A 19,394-nucleotide genomic window follows, 5' to 3' on the forward strand; every position below is an offset into this window, starting at 1 on the left:
CTCCAGCAAGACTAGTCCCTGCGCCGATTGTGTCGAGTTCGATACACACACGACACGCCCACTACACCCTTCCTCGCTACCCTCGGCAGCCGCAACACGTCCTTACAGCACTTCCCGCCTCCGGGCCGGACGCCTATGCTGGAACCACAACCTCGCAGCCCATCTTTGTGGTTGGCAGCCTACCTGGCAGATGAACGCACGCATGCACAGCACCCCAGCACCTCTGAACGACGATCAAAAAGCACCCGCTGACGACAAACGCTGGAGCATTCGCGCCCTGATCGTCGACGATGACGTCCCGATCCGCGAACTGATGATCGACTACCTGGCCCGGTTCAACATTCACGCCAGCGGCGTCACCGATGGCGCTGCCATGCGCCTGGCGTTGCAAGCGGAGCATTTCGACGTGGTGGTGCTCGACCTGATGCTGCCCGGTGAAGACGGGTTGTCCCTGTGCCGCTGGCTGCGCGCCGAATCGGACATTCCGATCCTGATGCTCACCGCACGCTGCGAACCCACCGACCGGATCATCGGCCTGGAACTGGGCGCCGACGACTACATGGCCAAGCCCTTCGAACCAAGGGAACTGGTCGCGCGGATTCAGACCATTCTGCGTCGGGTGCGCGACGATCGCACCGAACAGCGTGCGAATATTCGCTTCGACAACTGGCGCCTGAACAGCGTGCTGCGGCAATTGATCGCCGCCGACGGTCTGGTGGTGCCGCTGTCCAACGCCGAATTCCGCCTGCTGTGGGTGTTCATTGAGCGTCCGCGCCGGGTGCTCAGCCGTGAACAACTGCTGGACGCTGCCCGTGGTCGTTCCATCGAAGCGTTTGATCGCAGCATCGACTTGCTGGTCTCGCGCCTGCGCCAGAAGCTCGGTGATGACCCGAAAGCCCCGCAGTTGATCAAGACCGTTCGCGGTGAGGGTTATCTGTTCGACGCACGAGACATCGGCTGATGCGGGCGCGCTTCGATACGCTGTTCGGCCGCCTGTTTGGCGTGCTGCTGCTGGCGATCATCCTGGCGCACCTGTTGGCGTTTGCCTGGTTTCACCATTACGGTCCTCCCCCGCCTCCACCGCCGCCGGGATTTTCCGAAGGCATGGGCGGACAGCGCCCGCCGATGGACCCGCGCTTTGAAAACCGGCCACCGCGGCCTTGGTTCGGCGGCCCCTTGGTGCCGCTGACGTTCCAGTTTGTCACGCTGATCATTGCCGCCTGGTACGGCGCCAAACTGCTCAGCCGGCCGATCCAGCGGCTGAGCGACGCCGCCGAACGCTTGAGCGAAAACCTCGACAGCGCGCCGCTGGATGAATCCGGCCCACGGGAAGCTCGACAAGCGGCCTACACCTTCAATTTGATGCAGAAACGCATTATCGAACAGGTGCAGCAGCGCTCACGGATGCTCGGCGCGGTGTCCCACGACCTGCGCACGCCGCTCTCTCGCCTCAAGCTGCGGCTGGAGCAGATCGAAGACCACAAGCTGCAGGGCCAGATGCGCCAGGACTTGGACGACATGATCAGCATGCTCGATGCCACCCTCACCTATTTGCACGAGCAGCGCACCAGCGAAGCCGGGCAATGGATGGACGTGCAGGCGCTGGTGGAATCCTTGAGCGAAAACGCCCAGGACCAGGGGGCAGATGTTCAGGCCAGCGGCCACTGCGCGCCGCTGCAAGTGCAGCCGATGGCGTTGCGCTCGTGCATCAATAATGTGCTGGACAACGCCCTGCGCTATGCCGGGCACGCGCGGATCACGCTCGAAGACAACCGTGAGCAACTGGTGATCCGCGTCATCGACCACGGCCCGGGTATTGCGGCGGACAAACGTGAAGCGGTGTTCGAGCCGTTCTTTCGGCTGGAAGGTTCGCGTAATCGCAATTCGGGCGGCGTCGGGCTCGGTATGACCATCGCTCGCGAGGCGGCGGAACGACTGGGTGGGCAGTTGAGCCTGGAAGAAACACCCGGCGGCGGTCTCACCGCCGTCATCCGCCTGCCCCGCGCCTGAACCACACACCAATCCCTGCAGGAGTGAGCCTGCTCGCGAAGCGGTCGATCATTCAACATTGATGTCGACTGACCCGCCGCTTTCGCGAGCAGGCTCACGCCTACATGATCCGAGCCTGGCCTGAGACTTGTGTGTACCAATCGGTACAAACCTCACACACCCACGACACCTTGCCCCTTGACGCTGCATAAGCCGGTGCACCCACCGGTTTTCCATTCCAGGGAGTGAGTCCAATGATTGGTAGTGTCAGCAACTACACGAGCTATACCAGCACCAGCAGCACCTCGACCAACAGCGCCCGCAGCCAGCAATTCCAGAAAGAACTGTTCGCCAAGCTCGACAGCAACAGCGACGGCGCGGTGGATCAGGGCGAACTTGAAAGTGCCCTGTCGCAGAAAACCGATGACGGCCTGCTGGTCAGTCTGAGCAAAAACTTTGGTGATCTGGACAGTGACGACAGCGGCAGCTTGAGCAGCGAGGAAATGGCGGCAATGGCACCGCCGCCACCACCGCCGCATGACCAGGCACCCAACACCGAACTGGCCGACGCGCTCGTCAGCGCCCTGGACGCCGACGGTGACGGCGCCATCAGCAGCGACGAATTGAGCAACGGCCTGAACAACGCTGGCAGCAGCGCCGACAGTACAGAAATCTTCTCGGCCCTGGACAAGAACCAGGACGGCACCGTCAGCAAGGACGAACTCGCCGCCAGCCTGACCCCGCCGCCACCGCCACCGCAGCAGGTGTCCAGCGAAGAATTGTTCAGCCAGCTGGATACGGACAGCGATGGCAGCGTAACCACCACCGAACTGAGCAGCGTGCTGCAGGCCAGCAACAGCACCTCATCGACCAGCACCGACACCAGCGCTGCGTTGCTCAAGGAGTTGGACAGTGACGGCAGCGGTGAGGTCAGCAGCGATGAACTGAACGCGGCGCTGCAAGCAGGTCGCGAGAAAACCAGCGACAACTCCACCGCTCAATTCAACGTCAATGAAGCGCTGAACAAAATGATCGCCAACCTGAGCAAGCAGTATTCGATCGATAACGTGGCGAGCGTGGGTAAATATTTGAACGTATCGACCTGAGTCAAAAGCTTCGCGAGCAAGCCCGTTCCCACAGTGGATCTGCGCCCTTCACAAATCCCCTGTGGGAGCGAGCCTGCTCGCGATGAGGCCCTCAGCCCCGCCGAAAATCTCAGGGCCGGCGATCGTCTACCCGCGCATGACTCTTGCTCCAGTCCGTCAACAGACTGTACGCAACCGCCAGCAACGTAGGCCCGATGAACAGCCCGATAAACCCGAACGCAATCAACCCGCCAAACACGCCGAGCAACACGATCACCAATGGCAGATTCCCGCCCCGGCTGATCAGGTAAGGCTTCAGCACGTTGTCGACGCCGCTGATGATGAACGTGCCCCAGCAGCCGAGGAACACCGCCATCCCGTACTCACCCTTCCAGGCCAGCCACACGGTGGCCGGAATCCATACCAACGGTGGCCCCATCGGAATCAGACTGAGCATGAACGTCACGATGCCCAGCACCAGCGCCCCGGGCACCCCGGCAATCAGGAACCCGATCAATGCCAGGACCGCCTGCGCCGCCGCTGTGCCGATCACCCCGTTCACCACACGCTGCACCGTCCCGGCCACGAGTTCGATGTAGTACCCGGCGCGATCACCGATCAGGCGCTCCAGCAGCCCATGGACAAACGCCGCCAGCCGCGGCCCGTCACGGTAGAAAAAGAACACGAACACAATGCTCAATGTCAGCTCGAGAATTCCGCCGCCAATCTGCGCACTGCGTGCCAGCAGCCAGTTGCCGACCTGACCCAGATACGGTTTGACCGCCACCATCATCGCCGCGCCTTGCTCATCGATGCTGTTCCAGATCACCATCAACCGCTCGCCCACCAAAGGAACGCCGCCCAGCCAGGTCGGTGCTTCGGGCAAACCGTCCATCTGCACATCCTTGATGAACGCAGTGGCATCACGCACGTGATCCGCCAGGTTGAACCCGAGCCAGACCAGCGGCACCGCCACCAGCAACATCCAGCCCAGTGTCAGCACCAGCGCGGCCAGGGATTCCCGGCCGTTGAGCCAGCGGGTCAACAACCGCATCAGCGGCCAACTGGCGAACGCCAGCACCGCGCCCCAGAACAAGGCCGACCAGAACGGCGCCATCACCCAGAGGCTCGCGCCAAACAGCACCAGGAGCAGGATCTGCACCAACAGCCGATCGTTATTGAGCATGTAGGTTCTCGAAAAAATCAGTCAACAAAGAGCAGGCAAACGCGCCAGCCGCGTTTGCCTGATGAAGCTTATCGCAACAGTTCGATGTGCAGGCCAGGGCTTTTGGCGCTGCCGGCTTCCATTCGCGCCGCCCGCACGCCCTGCCCGATCAGCGCCTGGCGCCACGCTTCGGCGTTTGGCCCGGAAACACTGACCCGCAAGGTGGTGTCGAGGTTCAAGCCGCGAGAAATGAGGCGCAGCCAGGTGGCATCAGGATCGGCGCTCAATGTGGGGAAATCGAGTTCGCCCGTGCTTTTCAGCTCTCGCAGCAAGGTCGCCGACGTCGGCAGCAAATCACCCAGCGGCGCGGCAGCGTCGAACTGCTCGACGTGCAGGTAGGCTTTGCGATTGCCGCGAGTGATGCTGTAAAGCGCCACCAACGTATTGTCCCGGGGCGCCGCGAGACGCAAGAGCAAGTACGCCTGTTGATCGTCGGCACCGTACAACTTGGCGTTACCGAAGACCTCATTGGCCCAGAGGCTGCTTTCACCGCAATCACGTGCCTGACACCAGAACAGCAAGCCGGCGCCCTGCTCTTGCAACGCTTCACGCGCGGCAGTGAAGGCGTCGGTTGACGAATGCTCCGGCGGCAACTCATAGGTCACCGATGTCGCCGTTCCCCGGGCGCTGACCTGACCATCGAAGCGCAACTGGCCGCTGATCTTACGGATCGAACCCAGCGGATAAATCCGCTCGAGCTCAACGCCGGGGCGATAGTCGACGATCTGCGCGTCGGCCATGCGCGGCACGATCGGCAAGTCCTGACTGCCCGGGACATCGGCGGCAAATAACAAGGGACTGAAACAACACAGCACCAGCACATTGAATGAACGCATGGATAGACTCATCGGATCAGCATGGCCTGGGCACCCTTGACGACACTGGCATCATCGAAGCGCTCGGGCACCAGCAAACCACGCTGGACCGCCGGACGCGCTTCCATGGATGCCATCCAGCGCTGCAAGGCCGGCAAACCGTCAACCTCGACGCCCGACCACTCATGGCCACGCACCCACGGATAGGTGGCAATGTCGGCAATGCTGTACTCGCCCGCGAGAAACTCCACGGCTTGCAGGCGTGTATCGAGCACCTCATAGAGGCGACGTGTTTCATGTTGATAGCGGTCGATGGCGCCCTGGAGTTTTTCTGGAAAGTAACGGAAAAACACGTTGGCCTGCCCCTGCATCGGCCCGATTCCCCCCATCTGGAACATCAGCCATTGCAGGACGACCGAGCGCCCTTTCGGGTCCTGGGGCAGCAGTTTGCCGCCCAGCTCAGCGAGGTAAATCAGGATGGCGCCGGATTCGAACACGGCAAAATCGCCGTTGGCGCGGTCGACAATGGCCGGAATCCGGCCATTGGGATTGATCTTGAGGAAGTCAGGTGACTTCTGTTCCTTTTTGTCGAAACTCAAGGCGTGCACCGTGTAGGGCAGGCCGAGTTCCTCGAGCACGATAGAGACCTTGTGGCCATTCGGGGTCGCAGCGGTGTAGAGATCTATCATGGTTGTCTCCCATTTCAACCCGCCCAGCCTCGACAGTTGCCCGGCGCAAGTCAAGGAACGGCGAAGAACCGATTGAAACAGTCTGCGACAAGGTCGGCGCCGGGTTCGTCATTCAGGTGCAAATGATGGCCGCCAGGCAGCTGTTCACGGCTAAAGGGTAGACGCTCCAGCAACTCGGGATGTTTGGCGAGCATGCCGTCAGCTGCTACCACTAATAACGCAGGGCAACTGACCCGCTGGACGAAGGCCATCGCCTGTTCGGTTGTCAGACGCAGGGGCGATGGCAGCGTGAGTCGGTTGTCAGTGCGCCAGGTGTAACCCCCCGGCACCGGCATGAGTCCACGCTGGGCCAACAGCTCGGCGGCTTCGCGACTGACCGCCACCAGGCCTTTCATGCGTGCCTCAATGGCTCGATCCAGGGTGTTGTAGACCGGTTTGCGCTTTTCCCTCAGATCCAGCTGGGCTTGCAGGGCCATGCCCATGCGTTCGGCGGTATTTTCGCCTTTGTCTGTCGGAGGAATGATGCCGTCGATCAACGCCAGATGCGTGACACGTTCCGGCATCGACCCGGCAATAATCAACGAAGCGATCGCCCCCATCGAGTGCCCCATCAGTGCAAAACGCTTCAGGCCCAACTGCTCGGCGACTTGCAGCACATCGTGAGCGTAGTCCCACATCGCGTAACCGGCGCCGGTCGGGCGATGCCCGGAATGTCCGTGACCGGCCATGTCCAGGGCGATGATGCGCAGGCCTTTGAGCTTCGGTGCCAGCCGGGCGAAGCTGTTGGCGTTGTCCAGCCAGCCGTGCAGGGCGATCACCGGCAGGCCGTCTTCGGGACCGAACAGGTGCGCGGCCAGCTCGATGTGCGGCAGGCTCAGGCGAACTTCTTCGACAACGTGGCTCATGCGCAATCCTGTTGGCGACGACCTTCCCAGCGGCTGAACAGGTTTTTCAGCAGCGTGGCGGTGTCTTGCGGACGTTCGAGGGGGAACATGTGGCCACCGGGCATGGTCAGGGACTCACCCAGCGGCATACGCCCGACGGAGCTTGCATGGTGACGCATCACCACCCGGCTCTTGTGCCCGCGCACCACAGCCAGCGGCACTTTCAACTGGCGTGCCTGGCCTGGACTGGTGTGCGGGACGCCACGGTAGATGCTGATCTCCGTGGCCGGGTCGAAACGCAGGCGCAGCTTGTCGCCGACTTTTTGCAAACCGTGTTGCAGGTAAGCGTCGAAGCACTCGGGATCAAAGCTGCGGAACAGGGTTTTGCCGGCGAAATAGAGCCGTGCCGCGTCCAGGTCGGCGAACTCTTCCCGGCGCCCCAATGTACGGCCGGCGGGGGTCAGGCGGTCGATGAAACCGAAACGCTTGGCCGCACGGATCACCCATTGATCGGCGCGGGTCAGCACCGGCGAATCGAGCATCACCACGCCCCGATACAGTTCAGGGCAACGTAACGCCGCGTGCAGGTGCAGCACGCCGCCGAAGGAATGGCCGACGCCCCAGACCGGCTCCGGTTGCTCTTTGAGGTGATGGATCAGCTCATCCACCAGGTTGCGCCAATTGTCGTCCGCCGGAAAACGCGGATCGTGGGCGTGCTGTTCCAGATGCGTCACCTGGTACTCGGGCGCCAGCGCCGCGAACAACTTGCCGTAGGTGCCCGAAGGAAAGCCATTGGCGTGGGCGAAAAATATCTGTTGCGACATACCGGCAAATCCATGAGCGAAAACAAGGGTTGATTGTCCGTAAGACGCGAGGCGGCGGCAATGACTGTAAGTGCCAGGAATGATGACAGTCCGGTCAGGGGCATGAGCATTCAGACATCGCCGAACCCTGTGGCGAGCGAGCTTGCTCGCGTTCGGCTGCGCAGCAGGCGCAAAACCGGTGCACGCCGCGAGAGGCGTGCCGGCAAGGGCTGCTGCCGCAGCCAACGGGAGCAAGCTCCCTCGCCACAGGTAATCATCGGGCCGGAAGATGTGGTTCGCTCGACAATCAGCGGGCCGGTGGATTCTCGCCCAACGGCACGACCGCCATGGTCAACCGCGACACGCAACTGGCCTTGCCCTCGTCACTGCTCAAACGGATATCCCAGACATGAGTCGTGCGCCCAATGTGAATCGGCTTGGCCACTGCCGTCACTCGTCCGCTGCGCAATCCGCGCAAGTGATTGGCGTTGATTTCCAGACCCACGCAATAGAATTTGCTGGCATCGATGCACAAGTAACTGGCCATGGAACCGACCGTCTCGGCCAGCACCACCGACGCGCCGCCGTGCAGCAAACCGTAAGGCTGGTGGGTGCGGTGGTCGATGACCATGCTCGCGGTCAGGGACTCGTCATCAAAGGCTTCGAAGCGAATATCCAGCACTTCGCCAATGGTGTTTTTCTGGATTGCGTTCAACTGCTCGACGTTGGGAATGGTACGCCACAGACTCATCTTGCTTTCCTTTGTTGGTTTTATTGGTGGCTCAATCCTGCCACAGCACCGTCTCGCTGCGCTCGCTCCATTCTTCGAACCGAGCGCCGTAAGACGCTTCGATCACGTTGCGCTTGATCTTCAGGGTCGGTGTCAGGAAGCCGTTTTCCACCGCCCAACTGTCCTTGACCACCACCAACTGGCGCAAGCGTTCGTGTTTGTCGAGCCCGCCATTGACCTCCTCCAGCAGCTTTTCCAGGCTTGCATGCAACCCTGCCCGCGCCGTTCCCCCGGCGTCCTGCTGACCGACCGCCGAGAGCACGCACAGCCCCAGCGGCGCACTCAAGCCATCGCCGACCACGCACACCTGTTCGATCCGCGAATGCACCGCCAGCCGATTTTCGATCGGCGCCGGCGCGACGTATTTGCCTTTGCTGGTCTTGAAGATCTCCTTCAGTCGCCCGGTCAGGCGCAGGTTGCCTTCGGCATCTTGTTCGCCCTTGTCGCCGGTGCGCAGGAAGCCGTCCTCGGTGATGGTTTCTGCGGTTTTCTCGGGCTCCTTGAAATAGCCAAGCATGGTCGCACCGCTGCGCACCATGACTTCGCCCGAATCGGCGATCCGCACTTCAACCTCCGGGCAAGGCTTGCCGATCCAGCCGGGTTTGTTCTCGCCGGGCCGGCCGATGTGGGAGTAACCACAGCTTTCGGTCATGCCGTAGACCTCCAGCACATCCAGTCCAAGCTTGCGGTACCACAACAGCAAGGTCTGCGGCACAGGCGCGGCGCCGGACAACGCCACGCGCAACGCATCCAGCCCCAACCCGACGAGCACTTTGTGCCCGACCCGTTTGCCGATAAAGGGCAGGCCGAGCAGGAAGTCGAGCCGTTTTGCCGCAATCTTGCTGTACACGCCCATCTGGAATTTGGTCCAGATCCGCGGGACGCCGAACAACGCGGTCGGCCGCGCGCGCTGCAAATCGGTGAGAAAGGTGTCGAGGCTTTCGGCAAAGAACACCGTTTGCCCGGTGTAGATCGACGCCAGCTCGACGAACATCCGCTCGGCGACATGGCACAGCGGCAGGTAAGACAGCAGTCGATCCGACTCGTTGAGACCGAACAGCTGAGTGCCGCGCGTGGTGGCAAAGCCCAGATTGCCGAAGCTGTGCATCACGCCTTTGGGCACCCCGGTGGTGCCGGAGGTGTAAATGATGGTCGCCAACTGGTCGGCGGACGGCTTGGGATCGTCCTGGATCGGTGAGCTCTTTTGCAGATCGGCCCAGCTGTAATCGAAGGTGCCGGGCGGATGCAATGGCAGGCTGATGGTCGGCAGATCGGCACTGACCCCGCGAGACATGCCTGGCCAGTCATCGAGCTTGCCGATGAACGCCAGCGCCGCTTCCGAGTGTTCGAGCACTTGCGCCACCGACTCGGCGGTGAGGTTGGGGTACAACGGCACCGAAACGTGCCCGGCCATCCAGATTGCCAGGTCGGCGATGATCCAGTGCGCGCAGTTTTTCGAGATCAGGGCGATGTGACTGCCTTGGGGCAGTTCGCGTGCGCGCAGCCAATGCGCGGCGCAGCGAGCCTGATGGCCGACGTCGGCCCAGGTCAGGGTCTCGACGTGTCCGCCGCCGGTAGGTTGGACCAGAAATCGCTGGCGGGGATGACGGGCTTCACGCTCGTAAAAGACGTCCAGCGGCAAACGAAAAGCAGCAGACATGCGACTCGCTCCTTTATTTTTGGTCTGGAGCAAGCGTAGTCAACCAAGCGGTTGCTTGGTTGACTATTTCACACAAAATCCCGGAACACCGCCGCCCCCTGTAGGCGCGAGGCTTGCACGCGAAGGGCTTTCAACGACGGCAACAGCTTCGCGGGCAAGCCTCGCGCCTGCAAAAAGCCAAAGCAAATGCGGTTACGGGTGTTTGATGCTGTTGAGCTTCATCGAACCTATCAGCAGTTCAGCGTTCTCGAGCTCGGCCAGGCCAGCGGTGCTGACCCTCTCTGGTGGATAGCCGGCGCCATGCTGCAAGTAACTCAACAAGTTCCCCACCAACGGGTTGTGACTGACCAGAAGGACGTCACTCACCGACACGAGTTGCTCGGCCACCTTGTCTGGATCAGTGTCCGGGGTCAGCCACTCGACAGTGCGAATCTCCGGTTCGAAACCCAGCGCCTCGCGCACCAGCTGCGCGGTCTCCTGCGCTCGCAGAAACGGGCTGGCATAGATGGCTGTAATCGGCTGACCGATCAGTTCAGCAGCGATGCTCAGCACCTCTGAACGACCATGTTCCGTCAGTGCGCGCTCCGAATCGTGTGGCTTGGAACCGTGTGGCTCGGCTTCACCATGACGCAATACCCAGAGTTTCATAGTTTCGGCTCCTCATCTCGGGCCGGATGTGGCGCTGGCGGCACGGCGTGCGGCGCTTCGCCTTCCGGTGTACGCGGCGTCGGCCAGTCGGCGAACGGCCAGGGTTTCTGGTCGCTGTGGAAGGTGCCGAAACGACCGATCTGCGCCAGGAACTGGCTCAGGCTGTCGCCGAAGTTCATCAGGCTGGCGCTCGGGGCGCCATAAATCAAACGATAGATCAGTTGCACCAGCACCACCGCCCCCAGGATGAACTGCGCCACTTGCCAGACCAGCAAGAAGACGATCATCCATAACACCCGCAGCAGAATGGACTCGTAGGTGGCCTCTGTTTTCGGATCGTTCATGTGCAACTCCCTGCTTTATCTCGAAAGCGTGATCAGTTGAAACCGCTGGTGGAAATGAAGTCCACATCGGTTTTGGGTTCGCCGCGCATCAACAGTTCAATCACTTGATTGAGCGTGCGCCCTTCGAACAGAATCGCGTGCAACCCGGCGACCAGCGGCATATAGACGCCCACTTCCTGAGCCTTGGCCTTGAGCACCTTCAGCGTGTTCACGCCTTCGGCGACTTCGCCCAGGCGGGTCACCGCCTCTTCCAGGCTCAACCCCTGGCCGAGGGCAAAACCGACCTGGTAATTGCGGCTTTTCGGCGACGAACACGTGACAATCAAGTCGCCCACGCCCGCCAACCCAAGGAAGGTCATCGGGTTGGCGCCCTGATTCACCGCGAAGCGGGTCATTTCCGCCAACGCCCGGGTGATCAGCATGCTCTTGGTGTTTTCACCCATGCCAAGCGCCACCGCCATGCCGGCGATGATCGCGTACACATTTTTCAGCGCCCCGCCCAACTCCACACCGAAGCGGTCGGCGCTGGCGTACACGCGAAAGGTCCGGCCATGCAACGCCTCCTGGACCCGCTGGCAGAGTTCTTCGTCTTCGCTGGCGACCACGGTGGCGGTCAGGGCGTGTTCGGCGATTTCACGGGCCAGGTTCGGCCCGGACAGCACGCCGATGCGCGCTTGCGGGGCGATTTCTTCGAGGATCTCGCTCATCAGCTTGAACGTGTGGGCTTCGATGCCTTTGGTCAGGCTGACCAGCAATTTGCCGCTCAACCGTGCGGCGTGCGGAACCAATACCGAACGCAGCGCGCTGGACGGCAGCGCAACAAAGCACAGGTCGCAAGCGTCCAGGGTCGCTTGCAAATCAGTCACCGGTTCTACCAGGGGAAGAATCTTGATGCCTTTGAGGTAACGCGGGTTTTCGCGATTGACCCGCATGGACTCAGCCTGCTCGGGGTCACGCATCCACTGCCGGACCTGATGCCCGTTCTCGGCCAACAGATTAGCCACGGCGGTACCAAAACTTCCGCCTCCCAGGACCGCAATTGGGCGCTGTTCAGTCATATGCAATCCGTTAATCCATACCAGTGGCGATGTCGGCATTATACGGAGCGTCCCAGTGGCGGCCAGCCCCCGTATCAATTACCGGCACTTGTAGGAAGAAGACCAATAAATCCTAGGAAAATGCCGGCATCGTGAATGGAAAAGTCGAACAGCTCGGTTAACATGCGCGCCATCTCATCGTTATCAAGGACGTTTCGTGTCGTTTGGCTCTCCTTCACCCTCCTCTCCGCTGGTTCTGGCATTGCTTTTCAGCTCGCCATTGCTGGCCGACGACTTGTTCCTCGACAACGAATCGCTGCCGCAAGTGCTCACGGCCACCCGCCTGAAGCAGTCGCCGGCCGCAGTCCCGGGAAGCATGACGGTGATCGACAGCGAACTGATCAATGCCAGCGGTGCACGGGACATCAGCGAATTGCTGCGCCTGGTGCCGGGCATGATGGTCGGCAATATCAGCGGTAATCAGGCGGCGGTGAATTACCACGGCACCAACGCCACGGAAGCGCGGCGCATGCAGGTGCTGATCGACGGCCGCTCGGTGTACCGCGCTGGCCTGGCCACGGTGGACTGGAGTGATATCCCGGTGGCCATGGAAGACATCGAGCGCATCGAGGTTTTCCGCGGCCCCAACACGGTCAGCTACGGCGCCAATGCGTTGATGGCGGTGGTCAACATCATCACCCGCAACCCGGCCGACAGCCACGGCACGCGGATGAAAGTCACCCGTGGCCAGCGCGGCATCGATGATTTTTACGCCAGCCAGGGTGTGGGCTGGGACGGCGGCGACCTGCGTCTGTCACTGTCCGGCCAGCAGGACGACGGCTTCGACACCGACAGCAACGGTGCTGATTATCGCGACAGTCGCCGCTTGAACCGCTTCAACCTTGCCGTCAGCCAGACCCTGAGTGAAAACCAGAGCATCGACTGGCAGTTGAACGCCAAGGACGGAACCAACCAGCGGCCTTATACCTACCGCCCGGTGTTCTCCGGGATTACCGCAGCCGGGAACAATTCCGACGTCGTTGCCAAGGACTACGCCGGTTCGTTGCGCTGGAACCTGGACATCAATCCTGATCACAGCCTTTATATCCAGGGTTCGGCTCAGCACTGGGACCGTCAGCAGACCTGGCGCGCCTGTGATGCGGAAGTTTCGTTCAGCCCGCAACTGACCGAGCTCTGGCAGCTCAACCCGAACTACACCGAACGCCTGGCGCGCAACATCGAGCGCTTCACCGGTCCCGGCGCGCCGGCCGGCACGGCGGCGGAACAAGCGCTGGGCAATCAAGTGCTGGCGCAATGGCGCAACGGTGCCCGGCAAACCCTCTGTGGCGACATCGACCAGAGCGCCCGGGAAACTCGCTACGACCTGGAACTGCAAGACACCCTCAGCCTGTCCGACAGTCTGCGACTGGTCAGCGGCATGAACTATCGTTACGACCGGGCAAATTCCGAGACCTACTTCAATGGCACGCTCGACGACACCACTTGGCGCGCATTCGGCCAACTCGAGTGGCGCGCCACCGAGCACTGGTTGCTGCAGGGCGGCGCCATGTTCGAAGACACGCAATTGACCGGCAGCTCGCTGACCCCGCGGGTAGCGGTCAATTACCTGATCAACCCGCGTCACGGCTTGCGCGCGGTGTATTCGGAAGCCATCCGCTCACCGGACATGTTCGAGAACAACGTCAACTGGAGTTACCAGGTGACCAACCTGCGGCCCAGTGCCTACGGCCAGACCAGCGCCCGGTATTTCGTCAAGACCCGCGGTCCCGGCGACCTCGAACAAGAACGCATGCGCTCGCGCGAGCTGGGCTACAACGGCTACTTCGCGGAGCTTGGGCTGACGGTCGATGTGAAACTGTTCTACGACGAAATCAGCGGCATGATCAGCGAACCCCTGCGCAACAATCAGTACATCGCCAGCAATTCCAACAGCTCGCGCTTCAAGGGCACGGAAACCCAGCTGGACTGGCGCCTGAGCAGCGCCGACCGGCTGCGCCTGACTTACGCCTACGTCGACGCCGAGGCGAGCAATCCGCAGGATGAGCGACTGACGGCGCGCAACAGCGGTTCCGCCGGTTGGCTGCGCAACTGGGGCCACGGCTGGAACAGCGCCCTCTTCTATTACGGGGACGACGCCCTCAACGGTTACCGCTTCGAACGCGTCGACACGCGCATCGCCAAACGCATCGGCCTGGGCAAGGCCAATCTGGAACTGGCCGGCGTGCTCCAGCAGCGCCTCGACCATCAACCCACCACCTTCGTCGACAACAACTATGACGAGCGTCGGGTGCTCTACTTCAGCGCGGAGCTGACGTTTTAAATGCTGCATCGCCTGTCGCGAAAGTCGCCAACCCTTGGCCGCCTGCTGGCAGGGGTGTGTCTGGTGTTTGCCGGCCTGCTTGGCAGCCTGACGATTCAGGCCGCCGACATTCTGCTGACCGGCGCCGAAGACAGCCCGGGCGTGCAATCCTTTGTGCAGGCGCTGAGCGGCATGCGCCCGGCCGACAGCGTTCGCTTCCAAGTACTGGACAGCTTGCCGAGGCCGGGCGCACTGCCCGGCGATACCCGTTTGATCCTGCTCGATCTGCCAAGCCTCGACTGGCGCCTGCAAGAGACACAAGGTCCGCCGACGCTGGTACTGCGCATCAGTCGCCTGCAAGCCCATCATCGTTTCGGCGCTGACTTTCCATCGCACCTCAGCCTGCTCTGGAGCGATCCGCCGCTGGATCGGCAATTGCGCCTGACCCGGCTCATCCTGCCCGAGGCCCGACGCATCGGCGTGCTGTACGACAGTCACAGCGAATTCCTGCTCAAGGAATTGCGTCTGTCGGCACAAGCGTTGGGCCTTGAAGTGATCGCCGAGCGATGGGACAACACCAACGACAGCCGCCCTTTACAGAATTTGCTGAAGAACTGCGACGTGCTGCTGGGCCTCGACGACGCCGATCTGTACAACCCGAAAACCGCAAAAAACCTGCTGTTGAGCAGCTATTCGCGACAACTGGCGCTGGTCGGCCCGAACGCTGCGTTCGTCAAGGCTGGTAGCCTGGCCAGCACCTACAGCGATCAGAACGATTGGCTGGAAGTGCTCGACGAATTGCTCGATCGGCCGCAGACAGGCTGGCCCCGTGCGTTGTATCCAAAACACTTCAAAGTGTTAAGTAATCCGCAGGTGGCTCGTTCATTGGGTATTGAACAGGTGACTGAAGCATTTGTCGCAGCACAGTTGGCCGAAGGAGAAAGCCGCCCATGACCTTCCGTCGCGGTTGGGACATCAACACCCGCACGCAGATCATCAGCCTCGGCCCCGCCCTGTTGCTGACGTTGCTGCTGATCAGTTTCTTCACCTTCGTGCGGATCCAGGACCTGCGCCAAGAGCTCAACCACACCGGCCAGCTGATCGCCAACCAATTGGCCCCCGCCACGGAATACGGGGTGATCTCGGGCAACAACGAGGTACTCGAAAGTTTGCTCAAGGCGACGCTGGCCACGCCCAACGTGCGCTTTCTCGAAGTCCAGGACAGCGCCAACCGGATTCTGGTGTACGTCGAGCAACCGTCGGAAACCCATGCCCGCTCGCATCAGGTCGAAGTGTTCCAGGCGCCGGTACGGCTGCAACGGATCGCGCTGAACAATGATTTCTTCCAGGGCAGCAACGTCGCCAACACGGCCCCGCCCGAGGACTATCTGGGCCGGGTGATCGTCGGCTTGTCCAATGACGCCTTCAGCCAGCGTCAGCAGGAAATCCTGTTCAAGGCCGGGATTCTCGCCTTGTTCGCGCTGCTGCTTACCTTTCTGGTGGCCCGACGCCTGGCCGGCAGCCTCTCGCAGCCGATCCGCGACATCGGCCACGCCGTGAAGGCGATTCAGGAGGGTGATTACAAAACGCCGCTGCCGATCGTCGATGACACTGAGTTGGGCGCGTTGTCGCAGCACATCAATAACCTCGCGCAGGGCCTCGAGCAGGCCAGCCGTGAGCAGCAGCAGGCCATGGCGCAATTGATCCAGACCCGCGAAGAAGCGGAAAAGGCCAACAACGCCAAATCCGACTTCCTGGCGATGATGAGCCACGAACTGCGCACCCCGATGAATGGCGTGCTGGGCATGCTGCAACTGCTGGAAACCACCGACATGACCGAGGAGCAGATCGAGTATGCGGCGCTGGCTTCGGAGTCGACCGAACACCTGCTCAAAGTGATCAACGACATTCTCGACTTCTCGCGCATCGAGCGTTCTGAACTGGAGCTGGAACACATTCCGTTCAACCTCGCTGACCTGATCAGCAGCTGCGCCCAGTCGTTCCAGCACAGCGCGGCGCAACGCGGGCTCGATCTGGCCCTGGCGATTCCCGAGGACATGCGCGCCTTGCAGGTTCAAGGCGACCCGACGCGGATCCGGCAGATTCTGGTCAACCTGGTGGGCAATGCGCTGAAGTTCACCGAGCAAGGCCGCGTCAGTATCGAACCGCAATGGCAGTCACTGGATCACGAACTGCTGTGGTTCACCTGCACCGTGCGCGACAGCGGCATTGGCATCTCGGCCGAAAGCCTGGAGTTGATGTTCAACGCGTTCCAGCAGGCCGACAGTTCTATTTCAAGGCGTTACGGCGGCACCGGGTTGGGATTGCCGATTGCCCGCACCCTGGCCGAACGGATGGGCGGCACCTTGCGCGCCCAGAGCGAAGAAGGCCGGGGCTCGGTGTTTACCCTGGAAATTCCGTTGGCCCTTTATAAGCAGTCGCTGCCGGAGTTGAAACCACGGACACAGAGCGGCGACGGCCATGGTGAAGGACGCAATGTGCTGCTGGTGGAGGACAACCCGGTCAACCAGACGGTGATCGAAGCAATGTTGCGCAGTCTGGGCTTTACTGTCAGCGTCGCGACCGATGGCGCGCAGGCGGTGCAAAGCGCCAAAAGCCTGATATTTGAAGCGATTCTGATGGATTGCCGACTGCCGATCATCGACGGCTACGAAGCAACCCGCCAGATCCGCCTGCTCCCCGGCTGCGCAGACTTGCCGATCATCGCCCTGACCGCCAATGCCTTGCAGGGCGACCGTGAAGCGTGTTTATCGGCTGGAATGAACGATTACCTGGCCAAGCCCTTCAAACGCACTGATCTGCAGCAAATTTTGCAGCGCTGGGTGCAGTAGTACAGGCCTTTCGACCATCTGCGACTGGCGTGAAAGGCGAAAGTGCGGCAGTCTTAGGCACCCGAACAGGCCCGAAAAGGGGCTTGAATAATAATTTCAGTGCACAAGTGTACATTCATGTCCTTGGTGCTGTGACTTTCACCACAACGCAATAGTCTATGAGTAGGCTGCTGACTCGAGGCATGAACGCCTCGGTCGGCCGGGAAGATTTGCCCCACCCTGCCGCATGGGACTATTGAGGAGCTCGCATGACCCAACAAAACGCCTTTACTCGGGAAGACCTGCTGCGCTGCAGTCGCGGTGAGCTGTTCGGCCCGGGTAACGCACAACTGCCCGCCCCGAACATGCTGATGGTGGATCGCATCACCCATATCAGTGCCGAGGGTGGCAAGTACGGCAAAGGTGAATTGGTAGCCGAGCTGGATATCACTCCTGACCTGTGGTTTTTCGCCTGCCACTTCGAAGGTGATCCGGTGATGCCAGGCTGCCTGGGCCTCGACGCCATGTGGCAACTGGTCGGTTTCTTCCTCGGCTGGCAAGGTCTGCCGGGCCGTGGCCGTGCGCTGGGTTCGGGCGAAGTGAAATTCTTTGGCCAGGTCCTGCCGACCGCCAAGAAAGTCACCTATAACATTCAGATCAAGCGCGTGCTGAAGGGCAAGCTGAACCTGGCCATCGCCGATGGTTCGGTCAGTGTCGACGGCCGCGAGATCTACACCGCCGAAGGCCTTCGGGTCGGCGTTTTCACCTCCACTGACAACTTCTAAGGGTTATCCGCATGCGCCGCGTCGTTATCACTGGTCTGGGCATCGTATCGTGCCTGGGCAATGACAAAGAGACCGTCTCCGCTAACCTGCGTGCAAGCCGCCCTGGCATCCGGTTCAACCCGGAATATGCCGAAATGGGTCTGCGTAGCCAGGTTTCCGGCTCCATTGACCTTCCCCTCGAAGAGCTGATCGATCGCAAGATCTATCGCTTCGTCGGCCACGCGGCGGCGTACGCCTACCTGGCCATGAAAGACGCCATCGCAGACTCCGGCCTGACCGATGAGCAAGTCTCCAACCCGCGTACCGGCCTGATCGCCGGTTCCGGTGGCGCCTCCACGCTGAACCAGATGGAAGCGCTGGACATCCTGCGCGAGAAAGGCGTGAAGCGCGTTGGCCCATACCGCGTCACGCGGACCATGAGCAGCACCGTTTCCGCTTGCCTGGCCACACCGTTCAAGATCAAGGGCCTGAATTACTCCATCGCTTCTGCCTGCGCCACCAGTGCTCACTGCATCGGCAACGCCATGGAACAGATCCAGATGGGCAAGCAGGACGTCGTGTTCGCCGGCGGCGGTGAAGAAGAGCATTGGAGCCAATCGTTCCTGTTCGACGCCATGGGCGCACTGTCCAGCCAGTACAACGAAACCCCGGAAAAAGCTTCCCGTGCCTACGACGCCAAGCGTGACGGTTTCGTCATCGCCGGCGGTGGCGGCATGGTCGTGGTCGAAGAGCTGGAACACGCTCTGGCCCGCGGCGCGAAGATCTACGCGGAAATCGTTGGCTACGGCGCGACCTCCGACGGCTACGACATGGTCGCCCCAAGCGGCGAAGGCGCCATCCGCTGCATGCAGATGGCCATGTCCACCGTCGATACTCCGATCGACTACCTGAACACCCACGGCACCTCGACTCCGGTCGGCGACGTCGCGGAAATGAAAGGTGTGCGTGAAGTGTTCGGCGACAAGGCCCCGGCCATCAGCTCCACCAAGAGCCTGTCGGGTCACTCCCTGGGCGCCGCCGGCGTTCACGAAGCGATCTACTGCATGCTGATGATGGAAGGCAACTTCATGGCGGGCTCCGCCAACATCGAAGAATTGGACCCGGAAGTGGCAGACATGCCGATCCTGACCAAGACTCGCGAAGACGCCACCATCAACACCGTGATGAGCAACAGCTTCGGCTTCGGTGGCACCAACGCCACCCTGGTACTGAAGCGCTGGACCGGCAAGTAATACTCCGCCGTCTCGCAGCACACAAAAACGCCCCGACTGGTTCGGGGCGTTTTTTTATGCCTGAAAAAATGTGCACTGCGATGCTTTTTGTAGGAGCCAGGCTTGCCGGCGAAGGCGCACCGAAGGACGCTTTCGCCGGCAAGCCTGGCTCCTACAGATACCGTGTTCTACCAGCGAGATATTCACGGCGAACATGAAGCTTTTGTCATGAAACTCAATGCCCTGCGACCGAATGCCACGTGTTTGGCGGGCTGCAG

Annotated in this window: 18 protein-coding genes; 8 read left to right on the forward strand and 10 right to left on the reverse strand. The window is 61.3% G+C overall.

Annotated elements, in window-relative coordinates:
• The first annotated feature begins 202 nt into the window (after positions 1–202).
• From RHP74_RS22795 to xopAW, 3 genes are all read left to right on the forward strand, one after another.
• Complete coding sequence (locus RHP74_RS22795) at positions 203–961, forward strand: response regulator (RefSeq protein WP_077749216.1); 759 nt, start codon at positions 203–205, stop codon at positions 959–961.
• Entirely contained in the window at positions 961–2,010 is a 1,050-nt protein-coding gene (locus RHP74_RS22800; protein ID WP_311096342.1) for a HAMP domain-containing sensor histidine kinase, read from the forward strand. Before RHP74_RS22795 ends, RHP74_RS22800 begins: the two co-directional genes overlap by 1 nt.
• Positions 2,011–2,243: 233 nt before the next feature.
• Positions 2,244–3,095 carry an EF-hand domain-containing protein gene (gene xopAW / locus RHP74_RS22805; protein WP_311096343.1) on the forward strand — a complete coding sequence of 284 codons (852 nt, stop codon included), beginning with the start codon at positions 2,244–2,246 and terminating at the stop codon, positions 3,093–3,095.
• Between the two features lie 109 nt (positions 3,096–3,204).
• Here xopAW and RHP74_RS22810 read toward each other — a convergent pair whose 3' ends face one another.
• From RHP74_RS22810 to RHP74_RS22855, 10 genes are all read right to left on the reverse strand, one after another.
• Entirely contained in the window at positions 3,205–4,260 is a 1,056-nt protein-coding gene (locus RHP74_RS22810) for an AI-2E family transporter (RefSeq protein ID WP_010457056.1), read from the reverse strand.
• Positions 4,261–4,328: 68 nt separating this feature from the next.
• Positions 4,329–5,135 carry a DUF4892 domain-containing protein gene (locus tag RHP74_RS22815; RefSeq protein ID WP_311096344.1) on the reverse strand — a complete coding sequence of 269 codons (807 nt, stop codon included), beginning with the start codon at positions 5,133–5,135 and terminating at the stop codon, positions 4,329–4,331.
• Positions 5,136–5,143: 8 nt separating this feature from the next.
• Positions 5,144–5,803 carry a glutathione S-transferase family protein gene (locus tag RHP74_RS22820; RefSeq protein ID WP_077749213.1) on the reverse strand — a complete coding sequence of 220 codons (660 nt, stop codon included), beginning with the start codon at positions 5,801–5,803 and terminating at the stop codon, positions 5,144–5,146.
• Positions 5,804–5,853: 50 nt separating this feature from the next.
• On the reverse strand, positions 5,854–6,708 hold the full coding sequence (locus RHP74_RS22825; RefSeq protein ID WP_311096345.1) for an alpha/beta hydrolase: 855 nt from the start codon (positions 6,706–6,708) through the stop codon (positions 5,854–5,856).
• Positions 6,705–7,511 carry an alpha/beta fold hydrolase gene (locus RHP74_RS22830; protein ID WP_010457066.1) on the reverse strand — a complete coding sequence of 269 codons (807 nt, stop codon included), beginning with the start codon at positions 7,509–7,511 and terminating at the stop codon, positions 6,705–6,707. The genes RHP74_RS22825 and RHP74_RS22830 overlap by 4 nt, the downstream gene beginning before the upstream one ends.
• A gap of 286 nt (positions 7,512–7,797) precedes the next feature.
• Positions 7,798–8,241: a hotdog fold thioesterase gene (locus tag RHP74_RS22835; protein WP_094471174.1), complete on the reverse strand. Its 444-nt coding sequence runs from the start codon at positions 8,239–8,241 to the stop codon at positions 7,798–7,800.
• Positions 8,242–8,272: 31 nt separating this feature from the next.
• Positions 8,273–9,940, reverse strand: a complete 1,668-nt coding sequence (locus RHP74_RS22840) for an AMP-binding protein (RefSeq protein ID WP_154501406.1) — start codon at positions 9,938–9,940, stop codon at positions 8,273–8,275.
• Between the two features lie 192 nt (positions 9,941–10,132).
• Positions 10,133–10,588 carry a phosphohistidine phosphatase SixA gene (sixA, locus tag RHP74_RS22845; RefSeq protein ID WP_145309691.1) on the reverse strand — a complete coding sequence of 152 codons (456 nt, stop codon included), beginning with the start codon at positions 10,586–10,588 and terminating at the stop codon, positions 10,133–10,135.
• A complete protein-coding gene (locus RHP74_RS22850; RefSeq protein WP_010457073.1) occupies positions 10,585–10,932 on the reverse strand; it encodes a DUF4389 domain-containing protein in 348 nt (115 codons plus the stop codon). The genes sixA and RHP74_RS22850 overlap by 4 nt, the downstream gene beginning before the upstream one ends.
• A 32-nt stretch (positions 10,933–10,964) precedes the next feature.
• The gene (locus RHP74_RS22855; RefSeq protein WP_010457075.1) at positions 10,965–11,990 is read right to left on the reverse strand and encodes an NAD(P)H-dependent glycerol-3-phosphate dehydrogenase; all 1,026 of its coding nucleotides are present in this window, start codon (positions 11,988–11,990) and stop codon (positions 10,965–10,967) included.
• A 196-nt stretch (positions 11,991–12,186) separates the two neighbouring features.
• On the opposite strand from RHP74_RS22855, the gene RHP74_RS22860 reads away from it, so the two are divergent.
• The 5 genes from RHP74_RS22860 to fabB all read left to right on the forward strand — a co-directional run bounded on the left by RHP74_RS22860 (position 12,187) and on the right by fabB (position 19,137).
• The gene (locus tag RHP74_RS22860; protein ID WP_145309693.1) at positions 12,187–14,310 is read left to right on the forward strand and encodes a TonB-dependent siderophore receptor; all 2,124 of its coding nucleotides are present in this window, start codon (positions 12,187–12,189) and stop codon (positions 14,308–14,310) included.
• Positions 14,311–15,243, forward strand: a complete 933-nt coding sequence (locus tag RHP74_RS22865; RefSeq protein WP_010457078.1) for an ABC transporter substrate-binding protein — start codon at positions 14,311–14,313, stop codon at positions 15,241–15,243.
• Positions 15,240–17,141 carry an ATP-binding protein gene (locus tag RHP74_RS22870; protein ID WP_311096347.1) on the forward strand — a complete coding sequence of 634 codons (1,902 nt, stop codon included), beginning with the start codon at positions 15,240–15,242 and terminating at the stop codon, positions 17,139–17,141. The genes RHP74_RS22865 and RHP74_RS22870 overlap by 4 nt, the downstream gene beginning before the upstream one ends.
• A 248-nt stretch (positions 17,142–17,389) precedes the next feature.
• The gene (fabA, locus tag RHP74_RS22875; RefSeq protein WP_008148022.1) at positions 17,390–17,905 is read left to right on the forward strand and encodes a 3-hydroxyacyl-[acyl-carrier-protein] dehydratase FabA; all 516 of its coding nucleotides are present in this window, start codon (positions 17,390–17,392) and stop codon (positions 17,903–17,905) included.
• An 11-nt stretch (positions 17,906–17,916) separates the two neighbouring features.
• On the forward strand, positions 17,917–19,137 hold the full coding sequence (gene fabB / locus RHP74_RS22880; protein ID WP_010457084.1) for a beta-ketoacyl-ACP synthase I: 1,221 nt from the start codon (positions 17,917–17,919) through the stop codon (positions 19,135–19,137).
• Positions 19,138–19,394: the final 257 nt, after the last annotated feature.

It is taken from the genome of Pseudomonas sp. SG20052 (genome assembly GCF_031766055.1).
GTDB classification, from domain to species: domain Bacteria; phylum Pseudomonadota; class Gammaproteobacteria; order Pseudomonadales; family Pseudomonadaceae; genus Aquipseudomonas; species Aquipseudomonas mandelii.